The 23,212-nt window shown below is 31.1% G+C and carries 24 protein-coding genes and 1 tRNA gene; 11 read left to right on the top strand and 14 right to left on the bottom strand.

Annotated elements, in window-relative coordinates:
* Positions 1–28 precede the first annotated feature (28 nt).
* The 7 genes from A4F88_RS01785 to A4F88_RS01755 form a co-directional block, all read right to left on the bottom strand.
* Positions 29–592, bottom strand: a complete 564-nt coding sequence (locus A4F88_RS01785) for an adenylate kinase family protein (protein WP_068840817.1) — start codon at positions 590–592, stop codon at positions 29–31.
* Between the two features lie 202 nt (positions 593–794).
* Positions 795–1,697, bottom strand: a complete 903-nt coding sequence (locus A4F88_RS01780) for a hypothetical protein (RefSeq protein ID WP_068840816.1) — start codon at positions 1,695–1,697, stop codon at positions 795–797.
* A gap of 209 nt (positions 1,698–1,906) precedes the next feature.
* A tRNA-Val gene (locus tag A4F88_RS01775) sits at positions 1,907–1,981 on the bottom strand.
* Positions 1,982–2,471: 490 nt separating this feature from the next.
* Positions 2,472–4,850 (bottom strand): DUF262 domain-containing protein, encoded by a 2,379-nt coding sequence (locus tag A4F88_RS01770; protein ID WP_068840815.1) that lies wholly within the window; start codon positions 4,848–4,850, stop codon positions 2,472–2,474.
* Positions 4,847–6,745: a DUF262 domain-containing protein gene (locus tag A4F88_RS01765; protein ID WP_068840814.1), complete on the bottom strand. Its 1,899-nt coding sequence runs from the start codon at positions 6,743–6,745 to the stop codon at positions 4,847–4,849. The genes A4F88_RS01770 and A4F88_RS01765 overlap by 4 nt, the downstream gene beginning before the upstream one ends.
* A 116-nt stretch (positions 6,746–6,861) precedes the next feature.
* Entirely contained in the window at positions 6,862–7,497 is a 636-nt protein-coding gene (locus A4F88_RS01760; protein WP_143154991.1) for a hypothetical protein, read from the bottom strand.
* Positions 7,498–7,515: 18 nt separating this feature from the next.
* A complete protein-coding gene (locus A4F88_RS01755; protein WP_068840812.1) occupies positions 7,516–7,761 on the bottom strand; it encodes a hypothetical protein in 246 nt (81 codons plus the stop codon).
* Between the two features lie 275 nt (positions 7,762–8,036).
* Here A4F88_RS01755 and A4F88_RS01750 point away from each other — a divergent pair, with 275 nt between their 5' ends.
* From A4F88_RS01750 to A4F88_RS01710, 10 genes are all read left to right on the top strand, one after another.
* The gene (locus A4F88_RS01750) at positions 8,037–8,303 is read left to right on the top strand and encodes a hypothetical protein (protein ID WP_068840811.1); all 267 of its coding nucleotides are present in this window, start codon (positions 8,037–8,039) and stop codon (positions 8,301–8,303) included.
* A 348-nt stretch (positions 8,304–8,651) separates the two neighbouring features.
* Positions 8,652–8,825, top strand: coding sequence for a hypothetical protein (locus A4F88_RS25300; protein WP_156062646.1), 174 nt, complete (start codon positions 8,652–8,654; stop codon positions 8,823–8,825).
* Between the two features lie 228 nt (positions 8,826–9,053).
* Positions 9,054–10,385 (top strand): site-specific integrase, encoded by a 1,332-nt coding sequence (locus A4F88_RS01745; protein WP_068840810.1) that lies wholly within the window; start codon positions 9,054–9,056, stop codon positions 10,383–10,385.
* A gap of 4 nt (positions 10,386–10,389) precedes the next feature.
* Entirely contained in the window at positions 10,390–11,391 is a 1,002-nt protein-coding gene (locus A4F88_RS01740; protein ID WP_068841432.1) for a hypothetical protein, read from the top strand.
* 153 nt (positions 11,392–11,544) lie between these two features.
* On the top strand, positions 11,545–11,844 hold the full coding sequence (locus A4F88_RS01735; protein ID WP_068840809.1) for a helix-turn-helix domain-containing protein: 300 nt from the start codon (positions 11,545–11,547) through the stop codon (positions 11,842–11,844).
* A complete protein-coding gene (locus tag A4F88_RS01730; RefSeq protein WP_068840808.1) occupies positions 11,844–12,890 on the top strand; it encodes an AAA family ATPase in 1,047 nt (348 codons plus the stop codon). The genes A4F88_RS01735 and A4F88_RS01730 overlap by 1 nt, the downstream gene beginning before the upstream one ends.
* Positions 12,891–12,959: 69 nt before the next feature.
* Positions 12,960–13,913: a toprim domain-containing protein gene (locus A4F88_RS01725; protein WP_082815699.1), complete on the top strand. Its 954-nt coding sequence runs from the start codon at positions 12,960–12,962 to the stop codon at positions 13,911–13,913.
* Between the two features lie 70 nt (positions 13,914–13,983).
* Positions 13,984–14,346, top strand: a complete 363-nt coding sequence (locus A4F88_RS01720) for a plasmid mobilization protein (RefSeq protein ID WP_019974742.1) — start codon at positions 13,984–13,986, stop codon at positions 14,344–14,346.
* Complete coding sequence (locus A4F88_RS01715) at positions 14,327–15,238, top strand: relaxase/mobilization nuclease domain-containing protein (protein WP_068840807.1); 912 nt, start codon at positions 14,327–14,329, stop codon at positions 15,236–15,238. The genes A4F88_RS01720 and A4F88_RS01715 overlap by 20 nt, the downstream gene beginning before the upstream one ends.
* A gap of 4 nt (positions 15,239–15,242) precedes the next feature.
* Positions 15,243–15,917, top strand: a complete 675-nt coding sequence (locus A4F88_RS01710; RefSeq protein ID WP_019974740.1) for a hypothetical protein — start codon at positions 15,243–15,245, stop codon at positions 15,915–15,917.
* A 143-nt stretch (positions 15,918–16,060) separates the two neighbouring features.
* Here A4F88_RS01710 and A4F88_RS01705 read toward each other — a convergent pair whose 3' ends face one another.
* From A4F88_RS01705 to A4F88_RS01695, 3 genes are all read right to left on the bottom strand, one after another.
* Positions 16,061–17,242 (bottom strand): GAF domain-containing sensor histidine kinase, encoded by a 1,182-nt coding sequence (locus A4F88_RS01705; protein WP_068840806.1) that lies wholly within the window; start codon positions 17,240–17,242, stop codon positions 16,061–16,063.
* A gap of 160 nt (positions 17,243–17,402) precedes the next feature.
* Positions 17,403–17,777 carry a response regulator gene (locus A4F88_RS01700; protein ID WP_082815670.1) on the bottom strand — a complete coding sequence of 125 codons (375 nt, stop codon included), beginning with the start codon at positions 17,775–17,777 and terminating at the stop codon, positions 17,403–17,405.
* Positions 17,778–17,797: 20 nt separating this feature from the next.
* Positions 17,798–19,285: a PAS domain-containing sensor histidine kinase gene (locus tag A4F88_RS01695; RefSeq protein ID WP_073075416.1), complete on the bottom strand. Its 1,488-nt coding sequence runs from the start codon at positions 19,283–19,285 to the stop codon at positions 17,798–17,800.
* A 262-nt stretch (positions 19,286–19,547) separates the two neighbouring features.
* On the opposite strand from A4F88_RS01695, the gene A4F88_RS01690 reads away from it, so the two are divergent.
* Positions 19,548–20,387 (top strand): tyrosine-type recombinase/integrase, encoded by an 840-nt coding sequence (locus A4F88_RS01690; RefSeq protein WP_026357444.1) that lies wholly within the window; start codon positions 19,548–19,550, stop codon positions 20,385–20,387.
* 117 nt (positions 20,388–20,504) lie between these two features.
* Here A4F88_RS01690 and A4F88_RS01685 read toward each other — a convergent pair whose 3' ends face one another.
* From A4F88_RS01685 to A4F88_RS01670, 4 genes are all read right to left on the bottom strand, one after another.
* A complete protein-coding gene (locus tag A4F88_RS01685; RefSeq protein ID WP_068840804.1) occupies positions 20,505–20,876 on the bottom strand; it encodes a DUF2019 domain-containing protein in 372 nt (123 codons plus the stop codon).
* Positions 20,877–21,033: 157 nt separating this feature from the next.
* Positions 21,034–21,957 carry a hypothetical protein gene (locus tag A4F88_RS01680; protein ID WP_068840803.1) on the bottom strand — a complete coding sequence of 308 codons (924 nt, stop codon included), beginning with the start codon at positions 21,955–21,957 and terminating at the stop codon, positions 21,034–21,036.
* Positions 21,958–22,059: 102 nt separating this feature from the next.
* Entirely contained in the window at positions 22,060–22,704 is a 645-nt protein-coding gene (locus tag A4F88_RS01675) for a hypothetical protein (protein ID WP_143154992.1), read from the bottom strand.
* Between the two features lie 28 nt (positions 22,705–22,732).
* Positions 22,733–23,197 carry a hypothetical protein gene (locus tag A4F88_RS01670; RefSeq protein ID WP_209442814.1) on the bottom strand — a complete coding sequence of 155 codons (465 nt, stop codon included), beginning with the start codon at positions 23,195–23,197 and terminating at the stop codon, positions 22,733–22,735.
* Between the last annotated feature and the right edge of the window lie 15 nt (positions 23,198–23,212).

Here is a 23,212-nt window from a genome sequence, read left to right as displayed (position 1 = left end):
TATCCGATTTGTAGAAATCAGAGCAGTATTATAAGTTATCTTTACTTCGTGTTGTGATTTCGTTAATTGTTCCCAATCCGTCAAAAGTAAGGACTTTAATTTTAGACTTCATATATTCGATTGCAGGTCTGGTTGAATTTTCAAAGACTTCAATTCTCTTAAGATGAATTTCGGCATCTTTATCATCTTTTCGGTTAGAGGTTTCTGCTCTTTTTTTGGCTCTTTCTAAAAGTTCAGATTTTGGAACATCAATATTAATTACTTTTCCAATTTCCATATTTTTAGATTCAATCAGCTCCATCAGATCGTTTACTTGTGGTTCTGTTCTGGGATAACCATCTAAAATTATTCCATTGGTCGATCTGTTTTCATCCAATATCTTACTGAAAAGATCTTTCATTATTGAGTCCGGTACCAAGTCCCCTTTTTCTTCATATTCGGACATTATTTTTCCAATTTCTGTTTCATTTTGTTTTTCTAACCGACATCTGTCTCCGGTTGAAATATGTTCAAACTTAAGTTCCTCTTTTAAAATCTCACATTGAGTCCCTTTTCCAGAATACGGAGGACCGGTTATGACTAATATTTCCATTTATTTATATATTTTTTTTTAACCTTTTGAAGACTATTTTTCTGTTTTGATGTAAACAAGCATCACAAATTTACAAGAAAAAGAGATTATTATTACTGCAAAATCTCCCAGATCAACTGACTTTAGAAGCTTTTAATTTGTGGAATTTGAAAAAATAGTGCTTGATTTATATAGTAGTCAGAAACGACTGTTAGTTTACTTTTTATTCTATTCTTTGTCGGGTTGCGTTAGTATATTTATTACCGTCATAATACAATAAGTTATCCCAGGATATATCAGTATCTGGTTTTGAATTTCTTGTCAAAAGATAAGGAAAATTATTTTTCATTATTGGTATAACCCTTAAATCATTAATATTTTCGGGTTCGGGGCTTTTGTAAATAACTTTAAATTCTTCGCCATTAAGTAACACGATGTAGGCAAAATTCTCAGAATTGACTATTGATATTACATTATTGTTTTGCTTAAATACAATATGAGTACCATTGTTCTCGAGTCCGCCATATGATTTGGGCACATTAAGTTTGTTGAGTACTTTTTGAGTGATTAGAGTATCTTTTGTTATTATATAATTTGCAGTTTCAAGATTTTTTTCAAAATTACTAATGCCATAATAATTATCTGATTTGATTTTTTTATCTGTCTTGTAAACAGCAATAAAACATGGTGATATACTGTGATTTAAATACTCTACCCGGGCAAAATCTGCATTGCATACAAATTTATTATTCTCGTCATAAATGGCAAGTTTAGAAAGCCCTCTTAAATCGAAATGTTTTGCTGATAAACTAGCTGGAAATCTATTCCTGCTGTTTTCATCGTCTTGATAAATCAATGAATCTGTCAGTTTTTCTAATTTATTGTATTCTTCTGTCGTAATATCGTCTTTAGTGAAGTAAAGTTCAATGTAAGCTTCATTTTTATTTGAAAAATAGAATTTGTTTACGAATCCAAGATAATGGATATTCTCATTCAATTCAGTTATTTTTTTCTCTGTCTTTTCAGGTAAATTTTGTAATCTTTCGCTATTCGGGATATTAGATTTATCCTTATTGGAACAACTAAAAGTCACTATGGCAATTGTCAATGCTATTAATATTCTCATTAATTAATCTAAAGTAAGAAGTTATTTTATGCTAATGTAAAAACAATTCCGGAGCAAAATATCAAAATGAATTTTAATTTACTAAATGAGTTTTGTTTAGAGTAATGTGATCTTAAAAAGAATGAATCATTTATTCTGGTCTAAATTTAAATGTATTTTTTAAGCATAAAAAAACTCCAAAATCAAATGACTTTGGAGTTTTAATTCTGTGGGCGATGAGGGGTTCGAACCCCCGACCCCCTCGGTGTAAACGAGGTGCTCTGAACCAGCTGAGCTAATCGCCCTATTTTACTAGGTTGCTATCGTTTTGTGATTGCGAGTGCAAATATACAGCTAGATTTTGTATTTGCAAGCCTTTTTAGAAAAAAAAGTAAAATATTTTTGTATTGTTTTGTTTATCAGGCTTCTGTGTGGTATAAAACACTTTTTGATATTCTAAGATTTAAAATTTAATACTTACTTTAAAAACCTTGAATAATTAAAAATAAAAAACTCCTTAATTTCTTAAGGAGTTTCTTGGTGGGCGATGAGGGGTTCGAACCTATTGGACGAAACCCGCAATAATACCGTCTTTTTATTTTTAGAAAATAGCTGTGCCATGAATCTGCCACAATTATCATTTTTTTACAATATCTTAAAAAAAGCTTCTGCAAGAAACTTCTTGAGTTTTAAAGAACGTTATAATCCTTTTTTATTAAGCAAAAATACAACTTATTTTTAATAAACTACATTCAACAACAAAAGCTTTAGGTTAAAGTAATCTATATCTATCATTTATTCAAATAATCTAAGTAGTTCTTTATCAACATTAGTTTCTAATTTACTTTTATAATTATTCATGAAAATTCTCAATTCATCAATAGTATTGATTTGCGTATAGTCTTCAGAAATTATTTCTGTCCAAACTTCTTCAATTTTTTCTTTAATTGTAAAATATCCAGTTGCTCCAAAAATTATTACAAATAGACGCTCACCAATATGTTTTGTAAATTTTATATTTTCTTCTTTGAAAAACATACTATTGCCGCACTGTTTACCTTCAGAGTTTAATTTAAATTCAACCAAGGCAAGAGTTATTAATTCATTTCTAGAACAATCTATCATTACTTTGTCATACCAAGCACCTGGACGCACTATATATATATGTTCTTGAAGCCATTTTACTTTATTTGCACCAGTTTTTTGCATCCAAGAGCAAAAATCAGCATAAAAATAAAGATTGGTATGTGCTTTTCTTACCTTAAAAATGGAATTAGCATTCCACCCAGTAGCAGAAGATTCAATTAATAAAGCTGCTGTAATATGTTCTTTTATTTTATCAATTGATTTAAAAGAACAGATTTCTTTAATGAACTGTTTGTTTTGATAATCAGTATCACGACGTAAAATTAATCTCCAATTATTTTCAGAATCACTATAGATAAAATTTTCAATTTGATTCCAAGTCGAAAATTTACTTATCAAGTATCTAAACAAATCGTGTTGCTTACTAAAAGTTTTGTTTGACCCGGAATAGTCAAATAATAGAAATGCATTTTCAATTCTTTTTTTAAATAAATCTATGTCGGGATTATCATTAATTAAAAAACCAATGTTTCCAAGAAATAAAGGATGCGATTCACCTTTAAGAATATATTCTTCCCAGTTAGGGTTTATTATTAATGAGGCTTTAATCTTTTCTTCTTCAAGTTGCGTTTTGAAAAAATCTTTTCTATCATTTATAATATCTTGAAATTCTTGAGTAGCAAAATAGGCATAAATATTTTCACTTCCGATTGACAACTCTTTAATTAATTTCATTGTATTGATCATCGGGCTAATACTTCTGATATCAGGATCAATAGCTAAATTCCAAACAACCCTTATCCAATTGGCAAAGTAGGTTGGTTCAAAGGTGTTTTTTTCAAGGTATAAACATATTCCGCAAAACAATATTCTTTGTTGTTGATTAATTCTTTCGTCTGTAAGTGACCAATTTGGTCCTTTATTCCAAATAGGCTTAATGATTTCTGTTATTTCTTCATAATTCTGAGCTAATGTATCTAATGTTTTTTCTAAATTTTCAATAACGTTATCTTGCTTAAAGACCTCTTCATATAACTCAAAGGAATTATATTTTAGATTACCCGCCTCATTATAGAAGAATCTAAATATTATCGAAAGTTCAATTTCTAAATTTGTCTTTGCGCTTCCTAAAATATGTGTATTAATAATATAACGAGATATGAAATTCATAAAGAATGGATCAATAACCATCTTGAACTTATTGCTGTTCTCTTTTTCCTTAATTGTTTCTTTTACTTTTAAAAGTTGATTCCAGAATATATTCGTCCAGGCATTATCAATTTTAGATAGTAAAACAAGGTAATAAGGAATTGACAGATTATTATAAGTAATTTCTTTTTGAAAGTTCTCTTTCATTTTATTTGAATCACTAATCATCCAATTATTTAAATCTGCTTTTAGATTTTCAAAATCGGTTAATTGCTTTCCACGAGCATTCATTTTTATATATAGCTCATCTGTTAGTTCAAAGCCATCTAAAGGAAGTATATAGAAGCAAAGTTTATTAAGATTATTAAAAAGGGGGGTGTTAATTTCTTCATACTTTATTTTAATAGCATCTAGCATATTAAGCATGGCAATAACGGTTGGATCTTTTTCAAACCTCTTATGGAACCAATAAGATTTTTTTATTTCTTTTGATGGATCTTCGTTAAAAGTAATTTCAGCTAGCTTTTCACAAAAAGCGGTTGCAGTTATTCTTGTTGCATAAGTAAATCCTAATAATTTTTTTCTAAGATTGGTTAATTCCTGATCTTTCAATTCCTTATTTCCAACAAACCAATATAAGAGGTAAAGTGTTGTTAATCTTTGTTGACCGTCTAAAGGAAGAAATACATTTTCATTATTATTAGTCATTATTATAGAGCCGTAAACGAAGTCTAACTCAAGTTCTTTGTTATTTTGTAAAGCATCGAAGAGAGCTTCTAAAAAACGGTTTCTAATGATATTTTCATTTTTTCTTCCTTGAGCATAATCACGTTGAATAATAGGGATTTTTATTCCGTCAAGTTTTACTTTTTTTATTTTTTCTCCCTCACTTATTTCAATTACATCTGAAAGTAAGTTTATTAAATTATACTTGTTCATTTTGTCAAATTTTTTGTTGGAAGAAAATTTTGTAAAGTATTTTCTATTTCTGTTCTATAAGCTATAATATCTTCTGCTGTCCATTTACCTGTCGTATTTCCGTCAAAATATTTTAGAAAAACATTTTTGGTACAGATTGGAATAAACACACCATTTTTATCTTTTTCTATAATTATCCTTCTTTTGGTAACAAATAAAGCATTGCCATAACCCCTATTTGTTCCAGCATCTAAAAGTGTTAGATTTCCTAAACTATTTTTAAGTTCATCAGTCAATTGTTCCTCATTTGAAAGTGATTGTACTTTTTTAAACAGCTGATCAAAATCTCCCTTTTGACTAGTTATGAAATTATTTATCTCTGCAAATAAGACTTTATCCTTATTAATCTCTGGAACATCTATCAGTGCATTTTTAAGCCAGATATTTTGATCATCATTTTTAGTTAAACTATTTTCTGTTGCAGAATCAATATGTTCAATATCCCAAGCAGTATTTATATCATTATTTTTTTTATTTGCTTTAAATGCCTTGAAAGGGAATTTATAAATTAGATTTTGTTGATTAGTTTTTTTAACAATGTATTCTAAATTAAATAATAATAGCGCTTTACGCAGTAAATGCTTATCACTAACATACCCTAGATTTAGTGCAAATGTTTTTTCATTATTATCATCAATTTTCTCTATCCAGCTAATTCCTTTGAGATGTTTATTTTTTATTCGCTGAACTAAAGCATCAGTTACATCTTTTTTAGTTTCAATTTCAGGAACTGTAAGAAGATTGAATATGTCTAAAACACTTTCTCCACAATAAACCAAAAAGCCTATATAATGATACCAAATTGGATTTTCATACCATTCAACAAAAGTTTCAAAATATTTTTTTATAGTATCCCAATTGTACTTTATAGTCTCATAATCTATTTCTTCACCAAACAGTAAATTGAAATATCTAAAAGTAACAAACTTATCATTACCCAGTAATTTTGCAATATTCTCATCATTTTTTACGGCAATTTTGCACATCATGTCAAAAATGAATTCAATATGAGAAGAGGCTTCATTATTCGATTTATTGAGAAACCACCAAAAATCTTCATCTTGTAGAAAATTCTCAATTTGATCCCATTCATGAGCTATTTGTAATTGTTTTAATTTTGCACCATCTCCAACTCCAAAATTTCTCTCTTGCAGAAATAATGCCTTAATAAGTTCTGAATTAGTAAGTGAAATTTTTCCTAAATTAATTCTGATAAAAGTTTCTATTTGATTTGCCTTTTCATCTACCAATTGATACCAAATTACTTGAATCACACCTTCTTCTTTCTGGTTAGTTTTGTTATAAACCAATAATTTTGTAATTGAATAACATAAATCATCAAACATCAAACCATCATTTTCAACTTTTTGATTAAACCATTTTGCTATAAAGTTGTATGCCTCACTAATGTGATAAAAATCTATATTAGAATGATCCTCCTTTTCAGGATTATCCAGAAATTCATAGAATTCTGGTCTAGTTTGATATTCTATTGTAAATAAGTCTTTATTATACCGTTGTTTCAAACTACGGCCAGTTAAAAACTCATTTAAAAGATATTTAAAAAGTATTCTAATTGTTGTTAGTCTTTGTTGACCATCTACAACATCCCATCCAACGATTGTTTCTTCCTTGTCGTTGCTGGTTCTAACCCAGGAATGTTTTTTTACTATAATAGGTTGTAAGCAATAAAACTCTTTTTCAGATTTGTTTTTCTTTTTAGCAAATGAGTAGATATCATCTAATAGATCAAAAATTTGTTGTTCAGTCCATCTATATCCTCTCTGATACGCTGATATATAAAAGTTTTCCTCCAATAATTCGCTTATTGATTTTAAGCATATTTCGTTATTCATTTTGATACTTTTTACTTGTTTTTTTGTAAATTCTAATCGTAAACCTTATGATAGTTAAGGAATTATAAGTTTTATAGAATCGCTGAAGTATTCTTTTAAGTTTTTAAAATTTGACATTAATTTGCGTTTTCAATTATTTGATTAAACTCGATTATGGTTACCCGTCCTTCAAATTCTTTATAAATTTCACCAACTGTAATTAAATATTCTTTTTTATTCTCAATTATAAAATTTTCCAGTTTTTTAAAACCAGATGGATTTTTGCTCAATACATTTCTCCAAGTTGCTTTTCCACTCATAAATTTTATGAATGCCTTTTTATCTTCAACAACAAAATATTTACTACGAGGATTATTTGCTGCAAGAAGACTAACATAATTACTGAAATAACCTCGGCGTCTTATACCATTTGCACTTTTTTCATTCCATTTACCAAATTTGAATTCAGCGATTCTCAAATTGGTTTCCATATCAAAACGTTCTTTGAGATTTCCAGCACCAAGTGACAAATATTCTACTTTCTCATCTTCATTTAGCCAAACTTCTTTTGCTATCATTATACCCGATGCATGGACGATTTCATCGATTTGTGATGAAGCTTGTTTAATTATTTTAGCAGCCAAAAAAATTGTTTCGAAATTGGCAATAGAAATTGTTTTTTCCAAATCTTCTAAACCATTAAGGGTTTCTTTGAGACTTTCGTTTTTAAAAATTTTAACGATGTTAATGGCTTCATTAAGGTTCATATTCATAGCCACTTTTTAATTATCTTAATTTCGTACATTTTTGCTTTTTTCTATAAAATTTCTTTCTTCCTCTTCTTCGATAAATTCTTTTTCTTTCTTTTTTGAAATCACTTGTTTTAGATAGATTTCTCTATTTATTCTAATACGCTCTTTTTCTAGTATGACAGTCTTCTTATAATTATTAATAAAGAAAACTAGAAATAATATAAAAGAGATTAAAGTGAAAATGTATATTATCTTTTCACAATTTAGTCTTTTAATTTTTTTCATTCTGAAGGATAATTTAGAAAAATGAAAAAGTTATTAAAATAGTTTCTTTCATCTTTTTGCTAAAGCCGAAAATTGAAAGGTTGCGAACCACACACTATTTCAAAATACTAAAAATTTGGGAAGTATTACAAAAAATGATGAAACCATAAAAATATAATTTAATGAAATTTAAAACATCTTCTCAATTCTGATTCGCACTTATTAGTTATAAAAATGAAATATAGCTATTTAAATATTAATTTTTTACTTTATAACTTTACAAAAAAACTAATAAAATGACTAAAACTATAAAACTCCGAGTGAAAAAGGAAATAGACAGAAATAGTGAGTTTAAAGTATTAAAATTAAAAGGCAGTTTAATTACTAGAGGATTTACCGAAATTATTCACATTGAGGATGAAAATGAAAATTTTTATCTTAACTCTTTTTCCACTTCTCCTGAAAACAAAAAAGAAGCAGACGATTTTATTTTAGATTACATATCGGTAAATAATTTAAGTGAGACTATTACTTTGATTAGCACTATAAACAATAACTTCTGATGGCAAAACTTTAAATCAAAAAAATGGAGTGTTAATGTTTTCTACGATATTAATATAAAACTGGGGTAAAAAAACTAATTAAACAAATTAAAACAATTAAAAAAGTTGCGTAGATAGTAAACATAGTACGTTTATAGCTACGATTAATTTCAGCTAATTTTAAATTTAATTTGGCTTGTTCCTGGTCGATTATTTCTTGATATCTATCATTCATATTTCAAATATATTAAACTTTCCAAAAATATTATTACGGATTTCCGTAACACACGTTTTATTTATAATAAATTGATTGTATTGTAATTCCTCCATTTTCCCAGTCATTTAAGAAGTTAAGTCTGAATTCTTTGGATGGAAATAAAAAGATTATTCTCGTGCGACCCACTTCCAGTAAAATCTTCTCATGCTTTTAGTGTTGTAAGTTCGACAGGTGAACCAAATTGTAATGGCGGTCCAGCACATCATCCGGTTGCATTGAACACTCCGTTCTTCCAGTTTCTTGGTTTTCTATCTACAGATTTTTAATAATTCACAGGATATTCCCCTTAAAAGTTATAAATTTAAATTTCCTTTTCGCCATTCACTCAATGTAGTTTCTGCAGGATTCGAACTATATTTACAGACTAATACAAATTATTATACTTAACACTGATTATTAAGTAATTACAAAAATAATTTCATAACTTTACTTAACCTTACAAAGGTAATATATAGTATTATTAAGCTTTTTTGTCCGAAATATGTCCGAGAATTATGAAAGTAAATTTTTATTTAGACAAACCCTATAACCCAGAAATAAAGCCTGAGAAGATCAAGCTAGAACTTAACAAAGTGGAAGGAAAAAAGAAAAATCTCGCAACACGATTCTGGAACCCCTCCCCTACAGCACTGTATTTATTTTTTACACCAGACAAATCCTGCCGAATAAAATACAGAACGAACTACAGAATATTACCCAAAAATTGGGATTTCGAAAAAGAGAGACTTAAACCAAGCACCAATGGAGCATTGGAATTAAATATTGAACTTAATGACCTAGCAAACCTTTGCACTCGAGAAGCAATGAGTAAAAAGGATAAAAATGAATTTCTTTCCAAAGATGATTATCGGCAAATCATTCAGAACTGTATCGATAAAGATAATGCCGTAAACAACGAAATATCCATATCGCATCTGAAAACGCTATTTCTATCCTATAAATCAAATTTTGTAAAAGAAGGTACACTTAAAGAATATAGAACTGTATTTAAAGGCTTAGAAGACTTTGAGAAATACAAAAACACAAAACTTATTCTTAGAGAATTGGACAGTAAATTTTTAGACCAATTTGAGGTCTTCCTCAGCAAAAAGAAAAACACAAATAATGAGGATAAAGTTGGATTACTAAACGACACTATTCATAAATATATATCCACCTTAAAGGTCTTTCTAAAATGGTGTAACGACAATGACTATCTAGTACACCCTGATGTCTTCAAAACACAAAAAACAAACTTTAAAAAGAAAGCATACAATGAGATCATTGCGCTGTCCGAAAAGGAAATCGAAAAAATACTAAATCATGATCTTTCAGACAAACCTAGTCTTGAAAGGGTCAGAGACCTATTCTGTCTATTATGCTACACTGGGCAACGTTTTGAAGACCTGATAAATTTTGATCCAAAGGACATAAAGAACAATTCATGGGATTTTATTTCGGTAAAGGTAAAGAAAAGAGTAATCGTTCCCTTTGAGGGATATATAGCACCTGCAAAAGATATTTTAGAACGTATTGGATACTGTGTACCTAAAATATCGAATCAAAAATTTAATGAATACATAAAAACAGTAGGCAAATTGGTAGGTATGAACGAAATTATAAAGATTACGAGGTATTCTGGCAAACAAAAACTGGTGATAGAAAAAAAGAAGTATGATTTCCTGTCAAGTCATGTCGGCAGGCGATCAATGGTTACAAATCTATTAAGTAGAAACGTACCTATCACACTTGTACAGAAACTTACTGCCCACTCCGATATACGCACTTTAATGAAATACGAATCAGCAAGCACAGATTCGTTAATCGATGCACTTAATAAATTTTAATATTATGAATAGTAAATATTTCAGCAGGAGGAAATTCTTCGATTTTAATCCACACCCTCTGGATGTTGGAGTTCTTTTTTCCAACAATAATACACATGCAGATGTCCATTTCCTAATAAAGATTCAAGAACTTCCTGAAAGTGAGTTAGAAGATCTTTTTTTAAGACATTTCAATTACTATAAAAAGGAATTTAATGATACTGATGGTAAAGTATTTTTTAAAGAATTATGGGAAACAATAAACTATGAACTAAAAAAAGAACGCAACAAGTTGTTGGAAAAACTTTCACCCAAACAAAAAAAAAGAAATGATATTAGAGTACAGAAATTCCAATACTTTATCGAAAATGTATTACCCAAATACGATCGATGGAATCTTACAATAAACTTGTCAAAAAAGTATGATTTAGTCAGTGAAAAGATATTGCAGGAGGTAAGAAGTAAAACTCAAATAGAATTCCAGCGAACACAGGAGCTGATCGATGCAGCATTTACGAAACTTGTTAATTCATCCAATGCGAGTACGGAAAGCAATATAGAGAATATAAAAACTATTTTGAACAACTATCTAAATTCCAATAAAAAAGAAAAGGAAGAATTGAAAAAGAATTTTATCGAGAAACAAAATCTCGATCGTTTATTAATACAGTATAATTCTACACTAAAAGAATTAGATGAATTTAAAGAACAGATAAAAACGCTTAAAAAAGAGAAATCCAAACTCAGTACTTTAGATCAACACAAAATTGATATTGTTCATGGAACAAAAAAAAATCTAATTGCAGTATTTCAAACTCTTGTTAATACAGATATTATTATCAATGGAAAACCAAGATATTTTTTAGCCAATCGTGCTTCTCTTACATGGGCGAAAATTATTTCAAATCATTTTACTGAAAATGGAAAACCAATCCCGTTTGGTACCGTAGAAAATTATTACAATGATGGGAAAAGTACAAACATTGAGGAATCAGACCATAAATTTAAAATAACTCCTATAGAATAGTCCTTATAAACATCTAAGACCTATTTCAAAATGCCGTTCAGAATTCTGAACGGCATTTTTTATTGTATTTCTTATCCAACTTTGCTCATGTTAATTCACTCGAAGAAAGTGGCCACGACTTCGGATCATTAAACGTGTAAACATGAATAAAGTATGATTCAATTAGATCAAAATGCCCTTAGAGATTGTATACGAGATGCAATTAAGGAAGAACTTCACATTTTTATTTCAGGCATCCGAAATACTGTAGATAATACAGAGGGTACATCGTCAGAAAAACTACTGACCAAAAAAGAAATGGCGGACGAACTCGACATTTCCCTCGTTAGCTTAACTGATTGGATGAAACAGGGTAAAATCCCTTACATGCGTATGGGGAAACGTATTTATTTCAAAAAAAATGAAGTTGTTAATTCTATGGCAAACTTCAATCATAAAAAAGGAGGTAAATAATGATCCCATTCAATCAAGAAACGGTAAACGCACTCGGAAAAGCCATAGTAGAGATAACAGATAATTTCTTAGAACCACCTATCATGATAACCATCAACAAATCCGACTCTGTCATTGGTACACTGGGCAATTTCAGTGCGTCCACTGGGAAGGCAAAAAGCAGAAAAACATTCAATGTAATTTCATTGGTCGCAGCCGCATTGAGTGGAAAGCAGATATTACAATATAAAGTTAAAGTTCCTCCAACCCGTCCAGTTATACTGTATTGTGATACAGAGCAGAGTAAATTCCATTGCCACAGGCTACTTTCAAGAATATACAAGCTCATCGACTACCCTACCACAGAAGTCCACGATAATTTAAAGTTCATCTCCTTAAGGGAATACCCGACGAAGGAACGTATAAATATCATCGAATATGCACTTTTCAAATATGCAGATAGGATCGGACTGGTCATCATAGATGGAATTAGGGATTTGGTTTACGATATCAATAACGCTACCGAAGCGACTGAAATCACTAATAAACTTATGAAGTGGTCACAGGAACTCAATATCCATATTCACACCGTATTACACTTAAACAAGGGAGATGATAATACTAGGGGGCACCTAGGAACAGAATTGAATAACAAAGCCGAATCAATTCTCCAGATAACTAAAAGTGATCTAGATGCAAATTATAGTACAGTAGCACCAAAATTTATCAGGGATATAGAATTTGAACCTTTCACCTTTTTTATAGATGATGGAATACCCGTACTGGACGAGAATTTTGACACAACAAATCTCAAATCTAGAAAAGGATTCAGTTATCAGGAGCTTTCCGAAGAAAATCACCGCGAAGTACTGCAGGAAATGTTCAAGGATAGCGAGATAAACTGTACCTACGAAGAGTATATAACCAAATTAAGGGATGCTTATTTATCAAAAGGATTCAATTTCGGAATCAACAAAGCCAAACAATTAAAAACTTTTTTGGAAAACAAAAGGATGGTCGTCAAGAATGACAAGACCTACAGATTCAACCCTGAATTTTACTATTAAAAACAGGTTTAGTTTAGTCTGCCCCTATATAGTAATAGACTAAACTAAACCTATATAAAAATTATGATTATGACATGTGATGAATTAAAGCGTATACCGCTAATATCTATTTTACAGTACCTACAAATTCCATGCTCTAAATTAAACAGTCGTGAAGCATGGCTTAAAAATCCATTCAATGGAGGTAAAGAAAAAACACCTTCAACAAAAATTGATATTCGTAGAAATATCTGGTATTCTCATTCGGAAGGTTACGGTGGTAACAACATCGATTTTTTGTTGAAGTTTCTGGAAACAGACAACCTATCTATTGTATTGGATTGGGCTGATGAAAGAAAAAATATCCTTTCATTTCACCAGCAAACTGTATTAGACAAAACTCCGATCATCCAAGATGAAAATGATCGGAGTTACACCATACTCGCTATAAAACCTCTCAAAAACAAAGCACTAACGGATTACCTGACTAATGTTCGCAAAATAGATTTAGAAATTGCCACAATCTATTGTCAGGAAATCTATTACCGTACTGCAAAAGGACAGACATTTTTTGCCGTATGCTTTAAAAATGATTCAGGGGGATTCGAACTGCGCAACAGTTACGACAAACGTTCGCTACTAACTAAGGATATTACCACAATCAACAATGGTAATAAGGACGTTGTATTGCTTGAAGGCTTTACCGACTGGCTTTCCTATATGACTTTAAAAAAGAACGCTAGTAAGCCGTATTTAGACACTAATTACTGTATCCTGAATACGACAGCGAACCTCCAAAAATCATATCCATTCTTAGAACGACATAACGGAATTACATGCTATCTGGACACAGATAACAGTGGCTTAAAATCGTACCATACCTTACGAAGCCATTTTAAGAAGACGCAAAACGTAAAAAATGGAATGGAAGAATTGCAGAAACGGTATAATGAAATAAAAGACGTAAATGATTACCTGATTTTCAAATCATCCAAAGAACAAACCTACAATATCCAATCGGGAAGAAAACTATCGAATAGGTAGGAAGCAAGGTTGTGTTTTGGTGACCCCAAAACCAATTGGCTCCCGATGGTCACAGCTAAAAAGAAACAAGATGAAAAATAACAAGAAAAAAGGCGGAAGACCCGCACTCGAAAATAAAAAACAGTTCAGGATCAATGTCCGTTTCGATGAAAGCGAACATAACAGAGTTTTGCATAATGCAAAAATTGCAGGTATGAGCAAATCGGAATGGGTACGCAAATCTGCGATCCTACGAAAAATTACACCTAGGTTTACCGAAGAACAATTGAAAGCTTTTAGGGCGATTACTGGGGCTTCGAACAATCTAAATCAGCTAACTAAAAAAGCACACCAGTCTGGACTGATTGAGGTGGCACAGGAATGCAAAAATACGATCCATCACATTAACCATTGTATCAATAAACTACTGCACCATGATAGCGAAGATAATTGAGGGCCGATCTTTCGGCGGATGCGTTGGATACGCCCTGAAAAAAGATAGTGAGATTATCCATGTAAATGGATTACGGACGGATTCGGCAAAGATCATCACACAGGACTTTAATTTTCAGCGGATGCTGAATCCAAGATTGGGCAAGGCAGTCGGACACATTATTCTTTCGTGGAATACAGAAGATAAAAACAAGCTGAATAATGACATCATGCTATCCGCAGCTAAGCGTTATTTATCAAAATTAGATATTAGGGATACCCAATGCTTAATGGTGCGCCACCACGACCGCCAACATGATCATATCCATATTATTTTTAATCGGGTAAACGATCATGGCAAAACTATCTCCAATAGCAATCAGCGGTATAAGAGCTTTAAAGCTTGTAAAGAATTAAATGCATTATATGGCTTTAAGCAGTCCGAAGGAAAACGAAATGTCAACAGAGGTAGACTGAAAGGTAATGATCTAACGAAATACCAAATTTACGACACCGTCAAGGCAGGCATACGACACAGTAAAAACTGGAAGGAACTACAAAATTATATCCGTTACAGAGGTGTGGAAATGCAGTTTAAATACAGATCGGGGACGGATGAGGTTCAAGGTATTTCGTTCATCAAAGATGAACAGACATTTCGGGGTTCTGCCATAGACCGCTCATTGAGCTTCGGACAGATCGACAAGGCTTTAAATAGCATAGATAATTCTATTGAACTAAATCAAATTACTGGAAGCTATGTTTCGAAGGATCATTCTATAGACAGAAATATCGGAGAAACACTTGGTCACATAACATCAGCTTTATTTTCGAACCCTGAAATTACACCAGAGCAAGATGATCCGTTGATCAAGAAAAGAAAAAAGAAAGAGAATTACGGACTAAAACGTTAATACCATGAACACAGAATTAGAAAATATACAGCAACAGGTAAGCGCATTGCAGGAAAACACAGACTTGATCACGCAGGATATTGTACGAATAATGCCTACAATTGTCTCCCTACTTTCTGAAAATGAAAAGAAAATGCAGGAATTTCATGAAATGCGAGCAAAGGATCAGGAACTACTACAACAGATCAAGCAATTTATTAAAAGAGAAAACGATGTACTATCTAAGATCATTAACGATTATGGGACACTTCAGGATGTAGCTAATGAAATCTCCACAATAACTAGACAGGAATTAGCTGTATTAACAATCAAAGAAAAAGACATTGTTTCAAAGATAGCTGAAATTCCTGATCAGGTCATTGTAAAACATCATTACGGCATTGATCTCAAATCAACACCTCTGATCATTGTTATGATAGCATTATCTACCATTATTTCGCTAGGTCTCGGTGTTCTATACGAGAAGAACAAACAATTAGACGATAGAAAATCGTATGAAATGCGTTACCGAATGATAGAATTGGAGCTACCGCATGTAACATCGCATATCGATTCTACTTATTCTCTTAACCCTAAGAAATTCCATAATTTGGTGATTAAAAGAGAGGAAGAAAATAAACTATTAAACAGTATAGACCAAAAACGTCAGGAGATCAAAAACTTAAACAGTCCTGAATAACGTTTCGTGTATTTAATTAGTTGGCGATTTTAATACACAAATCTGTCAACAAGTGACGAGCTGTCTGTAAAGCACTTCTCTGTCCGTAAGTAACTAACCGCCAATTGATTAAATACGCTGTTAGGCGTAGTTATTTATTATTTCTACTTTCGATTTTCAAATATTGGCAATTCAATCGTAAACACTGTTCCTTTGTCTTTACCTTCACTTTTTACTTTTACGTTTCCTCCGTGACTTTCTGCAATTTCTTTGGCTATCCATAAACCAAGACCCGTAGACTCTTCATTACCTGTCGGTGTGGCACTTAACTTACTAAACCGCTTAAAAGCATTATTCATATCCTCAATCGTCATTCCTTGCCCTTCATCTTTTACTTCTAAAATCAACTTTTCACCCTTTTTCTCTAAAACTACAGTAATGTTTTTGCCCCTTGGTGAATATTTGATAGCATTACTTAGAAAATTATCTATCAATTCTGACAACCTTATTTTATCTCCATTGACAAGTATGTTCGGTTGTACTGAACTTTCTATTTTCTGTTGTTTATTTGATGCCAATACCTTATTAGTTGATATTACTCTGTTAGTAAGTTCGGAAAAATTAAAAGGCTCAAATCTATAAATTATATTTACTGACAAATTTTTAGCATACGTTAAAAAACTATTTACTGCCTGTATGCTTCTATTTGCCGCATATTTTATCATTTCCCCTAACTGTTCTATCTCATCAGGATTTCCATTTTCCTCTTTTATCATATCTACTAAGGCTGGTATGTTGCAAACTGCACCACGGATGTCATGAGTAATCATATAGGCCATTTTATTTTGTGAATTTATTGCCATACGAGCCATCAGACGCAATTCTAACTGCTCAATCACAACATAGGCTAAATCTTCTAATATCTGTTGTTCCGTTTCATTTAGGGTTCTTGGCTTTTTGTCAAGAACGCAAAGCGTACCCAAGTTGAAACAGTCAGAAGTTGTTAATGGAACTGCTGCATAAAATTTTAATCCAAATTCACTTGTTACTAAGGAGTTTCTATGTGTTCTGGGGTCTTTTAGAGCATTTTCTACCATATAAAAATCCGTAGAAAGAATAGCTGATGCACAAAGCCCTTCTTCTTTTGGTATTTGCTGGACATTCAAACCAAATGCTGACTTAAACCAAATTCTGTCAGTATCTACCAAAGAAACAATAGCAATTGGTACGTTTAACAACTTTGCTACTAATTTTACTATATGGTCGTATGTTCCATCTGGTGGAGTATCCAGGATGTCAAACTTCTTTAGTGTTTCTAATCTTTTTATCTCTGTTTCTGTTGTCATTGTTTTTTAATTACGCCTAACGTTTTAGGGCTTTGCGTTCGGGCGGGTTTCGGAGCACAAAACTGTCTGCCAGCACTACACTTGATACGAAGCACAAAGCTCCAAGTTTGCACGTCACCCCGCCTGACGCAAAACCCGTGTTATAGCCAGTGCTTTTTTGTCATTCGTCTTTTATCAAATCTATCAATTTGTCCTTTGTAATAGGTTTAATAATATAATCAGAAACCTCGCTAATAGTCTTGGCGCGTGTAATATCGTCAGGCGAAATAGATGAGGAACATATATAAATTGTAATTTTTTTTCCTATTGTTGGATTAAGTTTATTGTATTCCTCAAGAAACTGCCAACCGTTCATTATTGGCATACTAAGGTCTAACAGTATAATATCAGGTAATGCGTCAACATTGTTTTTATTTTCTTTCAAAAAATTTATAGCGTCTAAACCATTTCCGAAAACCTTTATTAGGTCAACAAGATTAGTTTGTTCAATTATTTTTGTTGTTAGGAAAACGAAAATGTCATCGTCATCAACGATTGTAAGGGTTTTTTATGTGGTCATACATTTTGGTTTTTAAATTCTATAAAAAAAGTACTGCCCTTTTCTGGCTGGCTATCAGCCCAAATTTTTCCATTCATAGCTTCAACTTGGGTTTTTGTCATAAACAAACCAAATCCTTTTGCATCAGGATGTTTGTGAAATGTTTTACGAATTTTGAAAATTTGATCCTTATGTAATACTAAGTCAATCCCCAATCCATTATCAGTTACCGATAATACTACTACATTATTTACTTCTTTTTTAGTTTTTATTGTAATTATAGGCTTCCTTTTTGGGGATTTATATTTAAGAGAATTACTTATTAAATTTGTAAGAATGCTTTCGATGTATTTTTGAGGAAAATAGATTATAGGAGCGTTATTTAAATCTAGTTGAATATCCGCCTCATATTCTTTAATTTGGGTTTCAAACCCTCTCAAAACTTTATCTAAACAATCTTTTAAAATTATCCGATCGGCTTTTATTTCGGTGTCTTGCTTTATTTGTATCGATTCCACTAATTCATTAAAAACTTCCATTAAATGATTTATAACTGGTTTTATTTTTACCAGTACTTCTTTACGTTCAATCTCATCTTGGCATTGTTCTATATAATCAACTAGCATGGATATGTTTATCAATGGTGCTCTTAAATTATGGGAAACAATATTACAGAAGTCAACAAGTTGTGCATTTTTGAGTTCCAATATATGGGCATGTTCAATCGCTTTTTGGTTGCTTTTTTTGATGAGATCTTCACCTTTTTTTCGTTCCGTAATGTCAGACCTTATGGCAACGTACTGGTAAGGTTTTTTATCCGTATTTAAAAAAGGAACAATAGTGGTATCCACCCAATAATCAGTCCCATCTTTTGCTTTGTTTTTTAGTTCGCCTCTCCATACTTTCCCATTGGCAATAGTGGTCCAAAGTTCTTTAATAAACTCTTTCGAGTTATGTCCCGAATTTATAATACGATGATCCTGTCCAATTAATTCTTTGGTGGAATATTTTGATATTTTACAAAAGTTATTATTTACGTGGGTAATGATTCCTTTTTGGTCGGTAATTGCCACAATCGCCGATTCGTCAAGAGCATACTTATAGTCCGAAATTTCTTTTAAGGTATTTTTAAGGTCTTCTTCTCCCTTTTTTCTATCTGTTATGTCTGATCGAATGGCAACATATTGATAAGGTTTTTTATCCGTATTTAAGAAAGGTACAATAGTGGTGTCAACCCAATAAGCAGTACCATCTTTCGCTTTGTTTTTTAGTTCACCTTTCCATACTTTTCCATTGGCAATAGTTGTCCAAAGCTCTTTGATAAACTCTTTTGAATGATACCCTGAATTTATAATCCGATGGTTTTGTCCGATTAGTTCTTCAGCACTATACTTCGATATATTGCAGAAATTATCATTTACATATTTGATGACTCCCTTCTGGTCAGTAATAGCAACAATTGATGATTCATCAAGAGCATATTTATAATCTGTTATTTTCTCCATGACAATTAAATTTAGTGCCAATTAATTTTTTATGCAGTTGTATCAAAGTTGTCTACAGCATTAGATCAAGTTTGTTTTTAAGCATTGGCTATAACATCTGTTTTAACGAAACGAATATACGGAAAATTTCGCTTAACCAACCCTATATACGTGTTTCGTTATTTGACTTTTCTTTCTACATAAGATACTGATATATTTGTATTTAAAAAATAAAACCGCACAAATAGCGAAACAAAATATTATAAAATACTATTTCCCTGATATGAATAGCGAAATCATACTTGAAACCTTCGAAAAGAGATTGCTGATGCAGAGATATGCTGGCAATACCATTAGATCGTACAAGGATTACGCTAGTATATTTCTTAAACATGTTAGCAAATATCCCTCCCTTGAAGAAATTCCACTGTCAGATATTGAGGCGTTTATAAACGAAAAAGTTCAAAATGGGAAAATTAGTGTTTCCTATCAAAAAGGATTAGTGGGCGCAATCAAGAAGATGTACGAACTGATATTGGACAAAAAAATCCAACTGGATTACTTATACCCGAAACGCTCATTTTCTAAATTACCTAAATTCTTTTCAAAAGAAGAAGTAAGAAATATTCTCGATAACACTCAAAATCTAAAACACAAGGCTATTCTGATGACAATCTATAGTTGTGGACTACGTCTTAGCGAACTGTTGAATCTCAAAATCAAAGACATAAAATCTTCCGATGGAATTATCAGAATCCATCAAAGCAAAGGTAATAAAGATCGGATTGTATCATTACCAGACAAATTGCTGGCGACTTTGAGACATTATTATCAAGCATTCAAGCCAAAGGAGTACCTCTTTGAAGGTGAGAAGGGTGGCAAGTATAGCGAACGAAGTGTACAGTTGATTCTGAAAAAAGCATTGATCAAAGCAAATGTTCAGTCGGAAGGCTCTGTACATACATTGCGACATTCTTATGCCACACATTTAATCCAATCAGGTATCGATATCCGAATTGTAAAAGAGTTATTGGGTCATGAAAATATAAAAACGACTATGATCTACACTCATATCACTGACATAGACAAGCAAAAGACTCCTAGCCCTCTTGATTTTTTATAAGAATAAGATGAACTTTTCACGCTCTATAGAAACAAGCATTATGTTCCAATCATTCTTTAAGAAGGGTTATTCTTCTAGCTTAACTTAACTTTGCTTAGGTTATTGAATAATCAATATTCAGATATAATTTGTCCGAAATGTGTCCGAAAAAAGAAAAAGCCACTGATTATCAGTGGCTTTTGTCGGGGTGGCAGTAAGTGAATGTATTCCTGATGTTTTTTCAATACTTTCCAATACTTTTATGGCGTCTTTTTCATTATACGACAATAAGTAACTAGCGGACCATAAGCGAACACCAATTGATTCATGCAACAAAAAATTTTCTAATTTGTTGATTGCATTTTCATCTTTTAAAAAATTTGCAGCTAATACAATTTTAGCATAAAATTTATTTCCTGTTTTATAATCTCCTGTCTCTATTGCTTCCGATTGTTTAATGGAAACTTCTTCAAAAATTGATAGTGCCTTTTCTACGTTTTCTATTTTCATTACTGTTCTAATATTTTCACTAATACATTAAGAACCTTACCTAGTTTTTACTTACAAAAATAAATTTATGGTCTTTATGTTGGCGCCAGAAATGGGACAATACCCATCCGATATTCCTAGTGATAGCATAACGTGGATACACTATATCACGTTTTTACTATTCAAATAAATTCATTTTAAGTAAACTATCTATATAATCATTGCTTGTCTTACTTAACATATCAAAATAATAAAATGCGTGTCTTTTTAAGTCCTCCCCAAATTTTTCTGAATTATATAATCTAATCATCCCATTTCCTATAAATTCTTTATCTGTTCCTCGATCAATGACCCATTCCATAGGCGAAACTCGATTAACTGTTTTTATAGCAAAGTAACCTCCAAAATTATACGCTGGTTGATGAAAGTAAGGATGTCCAAATATGCCCAAATTACTTTTTTCTTTTAATTTAAATTTTTCGTTAAGTTTAAATACAATCAAATTAAAAGAGGGTGTCTCCCAATCACCATGCTTCATTTCTTTAATCGTTTTGCTATAATTAACCTCAAAACCTATGAAATAGTCTTTTTGAAAATGCTTGTATCTTATTTGAGTTTTTCCATTCTGTAATATCTTCTCGAAACTTTCGAATTTTGTTTCCAACAAATGATTATAATAATTTATCCAACCTTCTATATTGTAGAATGGATCATTTAAGCATACTTTATAAACATCTTCTTCTTTTACGATTTTATCCACAAAACAATTAAAATTATAAATTTCTTTATACAAATTGTTCTCTTCAAACGACCAGAATCTTTCTTTTGATGAATTCTCAATTTCAATTTCGGCCTCCGTTAATTTTTCCAGTATTTCAGGCTCTCCATTTGTACCGTCGGTTGGAGTGTAATTATAAGAGAGATTGTTATCATCATAAAAAATATCTAAATAATCTAATCGCTTTAATATATCGTCATTAATATTATTCATATTAACCGGACTTAGAAGAAATGAATATAACGCTCTCTCCAAATAAGTACTTTTGTATTTTTCGATTAGCTTTAAAGTGTCTTCTTTTAAAATATCTATATTGTAATTCATTTTTTTATATCATTCATTCTTTGGGGGAACTTCGGTATTTCTATTCCGATTTAACTATTTTTAAGTATAAATCAGCAACCTTTTTCATCGTAAATTATAAATTTATTTGCATTTTGTTTTCTCAAAAATAGTTTTTAATTGATCCATGACAGATCCGGATTTAAAATCTTCTTTCGAAATTGCATCAATAAGTTTTGGACAATCTGCAAAAGCTTCTCTTGACATTTTTCTGATGAGTGAATCTGTTCCTATCGCGAAACCATTTGATGATGTCGTAGCATAACCAAATACTAATTCTTCACTATTTTTTTTACCAAAAAAATAAGCTGAGTTCGCAAACGTAACTACAGTACTTGTTCCACCTGCATTTGGACGACTGCCACCTTCTGATGCAATACCACCTATTTTTACATTTCTATCATAAACGATGTAAAACCAAAGTTTTTTCTTGGATCTCGAAAATTTGCCTGTTAGTATATTAGCTGTTGTGGCGTATAGTCGTTCCGCGATATATTTATTACTTTCGGCATCTGCATATTCAATTTTTTTGATGTTAATGCTTTCAATTTTTTCTTTTTTAGCTTCTTCATCTGTTTTGAAATAGACTTTCGAATCATCACTTTCTACCATTTCAGCAAATCCTTTTTTTGTTGATCCGTCTTCCATGTATAAAACAGCTTTAATGAATTTAGCATGTCCAGATGTTGCGAATAAAAGTATAGTTATGAGTAATATTGTTTTTTTCATAATTAATTATTTAAAGAATGATTTAGTTTTATAGAGGTATATCCCCAACTTTAATTGTAAAATGCTTATCATCAGATTCTACTAAAGAAACATGAGTCTTGAAATTTCTTTTTGTGATGTTCATTATAGATTCCTGAAAATATTTTATATTAGTATTAATCCCATAATATTGAAGTAAGATATATCCTCTTCTATTTACTAAACTATCATTATAAAAATTTAAATATCTAGAATATTCTTTTATATAGTCTTCGGATTTTATTTTTTTACAAGTTCCTGATAGTGCAAAATTAAAAATGTATTTTCCATCCTTAAAACGCATTTGATAAGCACCACAATCTTCTGAAATATGATTTTCTGTTAATATATAAGGGTCAGGTTTTCCAATTTCTTCATCTTTATTTTTACATGATAGGAATAAAAAAAGAAATGAAATAACAACCACATGAATTCTTTGAAAAAAAACTTTCCGGAATGTTTCTTTTGTGTGCAATATCATTTAAGACTT

This window comes from Flavobacterium chilense, assembly GCF_001602525.1.
GTDB classification, from domain to species: Bacteria; Bacteroidota; Bacteroidia; order Flavobacteriales; family Flavobacteriaceae; genus Flavobacterium; species Flavobacterium chilense.
Note: the sequence above shows the minus strand (reverse complement) of the source record. Positions and strands in the feature narration are given on the sequence as shown.

Coding starts and splice junctions, on each gene's coding strand:
- A4F88_RS01695 (WP_073075416.1), bottom strand. CDS start 19,285: ATGGAGAAAATAACAGATTATAAATATGCTCTTGATGAATCATCAATT.
- A4F88_RS01785 (WP_068840817.1), bottom strand. CDS start 592: ATGGAAATATTAGTCATAACCGGTCCTCCGTATTCTGGAAAAGGGACT.
- A4F88_RS01675 (WP_143154992.1), bottom strand. CDS start 22,704: ATGAAAAAAACAATATTACTCATAACTATACTTTTATTCGCAACATCT.
- A4F88_RS01680 (WP_068840803.1), bottom strand. CDS start 21,957: ATGAATTACAATATAGATATTTTAAAAGAAGACACTTTAAAGCTAATC.
- A4F88_RS01755 (WP_068840812.1), bottom strand. CDS start 7,761: ATGAAAAAAATTAAAAGACTAAATTGTGAAAAGATAATATACATTTTC.
- A4F88_RS01735 (WP_068840809.1), top strand. CDS start 11,545: ATGATTCAATTAGATCAAAATGCCCTTAGAGATTGTATACGAGATGCA.
- A4F88_RS01720 (WP_019974742.1), top strand. CDS start 13,984: ATGAAAAATAACAAGAAAAAAGGCGGAAGACCCGCACTCGAAAATAAA.
- A4F88_RS01715 (WP_068840807.1), top strand. CDS start 14,327: ATGATAGCGAAGATAATTGAGGGCCGATCTTTCGGCGGATGCGTTGGA.
- A4F88_RS01730 (WP_068840808.1), top strand. CDS start 11,844: ATGATCCCATTCAATCAAGAAACGGTAAACGCACTCGGAAAAGCCATA.
- A4F88_RS01690 (WP_026357444.1), top strand. CDS start 19,548: ATGAATAGCGAAATCATACTTGAAACCTTCGAAAAGAGATTGCTGATG.
- A4F88_RS01710 (WP_019974740.1), top strand. CDS start 15,243: ATGAACACAGAATTAGAAAATATACAGCAACAGGTAAGCGCATTGCAG.
- A4F88_RS01770 (WP_068840815.1), bottom strand. CDS start 4,850: ATGAACAAGTATAATTTAATAAACTTACTTTCAGATGTAATTGAAATA.
- A4F88_RS01740 (WP_068841432.1), top strand. CDS start 10,390: ATGAATAGTAAATATTTCAGCAGGAGGAAATTCTTCGATTTTAATCCA.
- A4F88_RS01750 (WP_068840811.1), top strand. CDS start 8,037: ATGACTAAAACTATAAAACTCCGAGTGAAAAAGGAAATAGACAGAAAT.
- A4F88_RS01765 (WP_068840814.1), bottom strand. CDS start 6,745: ATGAATAACGAAATATGCTTAAAATCAATAAGCGAATTATTGGAGGAA.
- A4F88_RS25300 (WP_156062646.1), top strand. CDS start 8,652: ATGGAAATAAAAAGATTATTCTCGTGCGACCCACTTCCAGTAAAATCT.
- A4F88_RS01780 (WP_068840816.1), bottom strand. CDS start 1,697: ATGAGAATATTAATAGCATTGACAATTGCCATAGTGACTTTTAGTTGT.
- A4F88_RS01760 (WP_143154991.1), bottom strand. CDS start 7,497: ATGAATATGAACCTTAATGAAGCCATTAACATCGTTAAAATTTTTAAA.
- A4F88_RS01745 (WP_068840810.1), top strand. CDS start 9,054: ATGAAAGTAAATTTTTATTTAGACAAACCCTATAACCCAGAAATAAAG.
- A4F88_RS01725 (WP_082815699.1), top strand. CDS start 12,960: ATGACATGTGATGAATTAAAGCGTATACCGCTAATATCTATTTTACAG.
- A4F88_RS01705 (WP_068840806.1), bottom strand. CDS start 17,242: ATGACAACAGAAACAGAGATAAAAAGATTAGAAACACTAAAGAAGTTT.
- A4F88_RS01685 (WP_068840804.1), bottom strand. CDS start 20,876: ATGAAAATAGAAAACGTAGAAAAGGCACTATCAATTTTTGAAGAAGTT.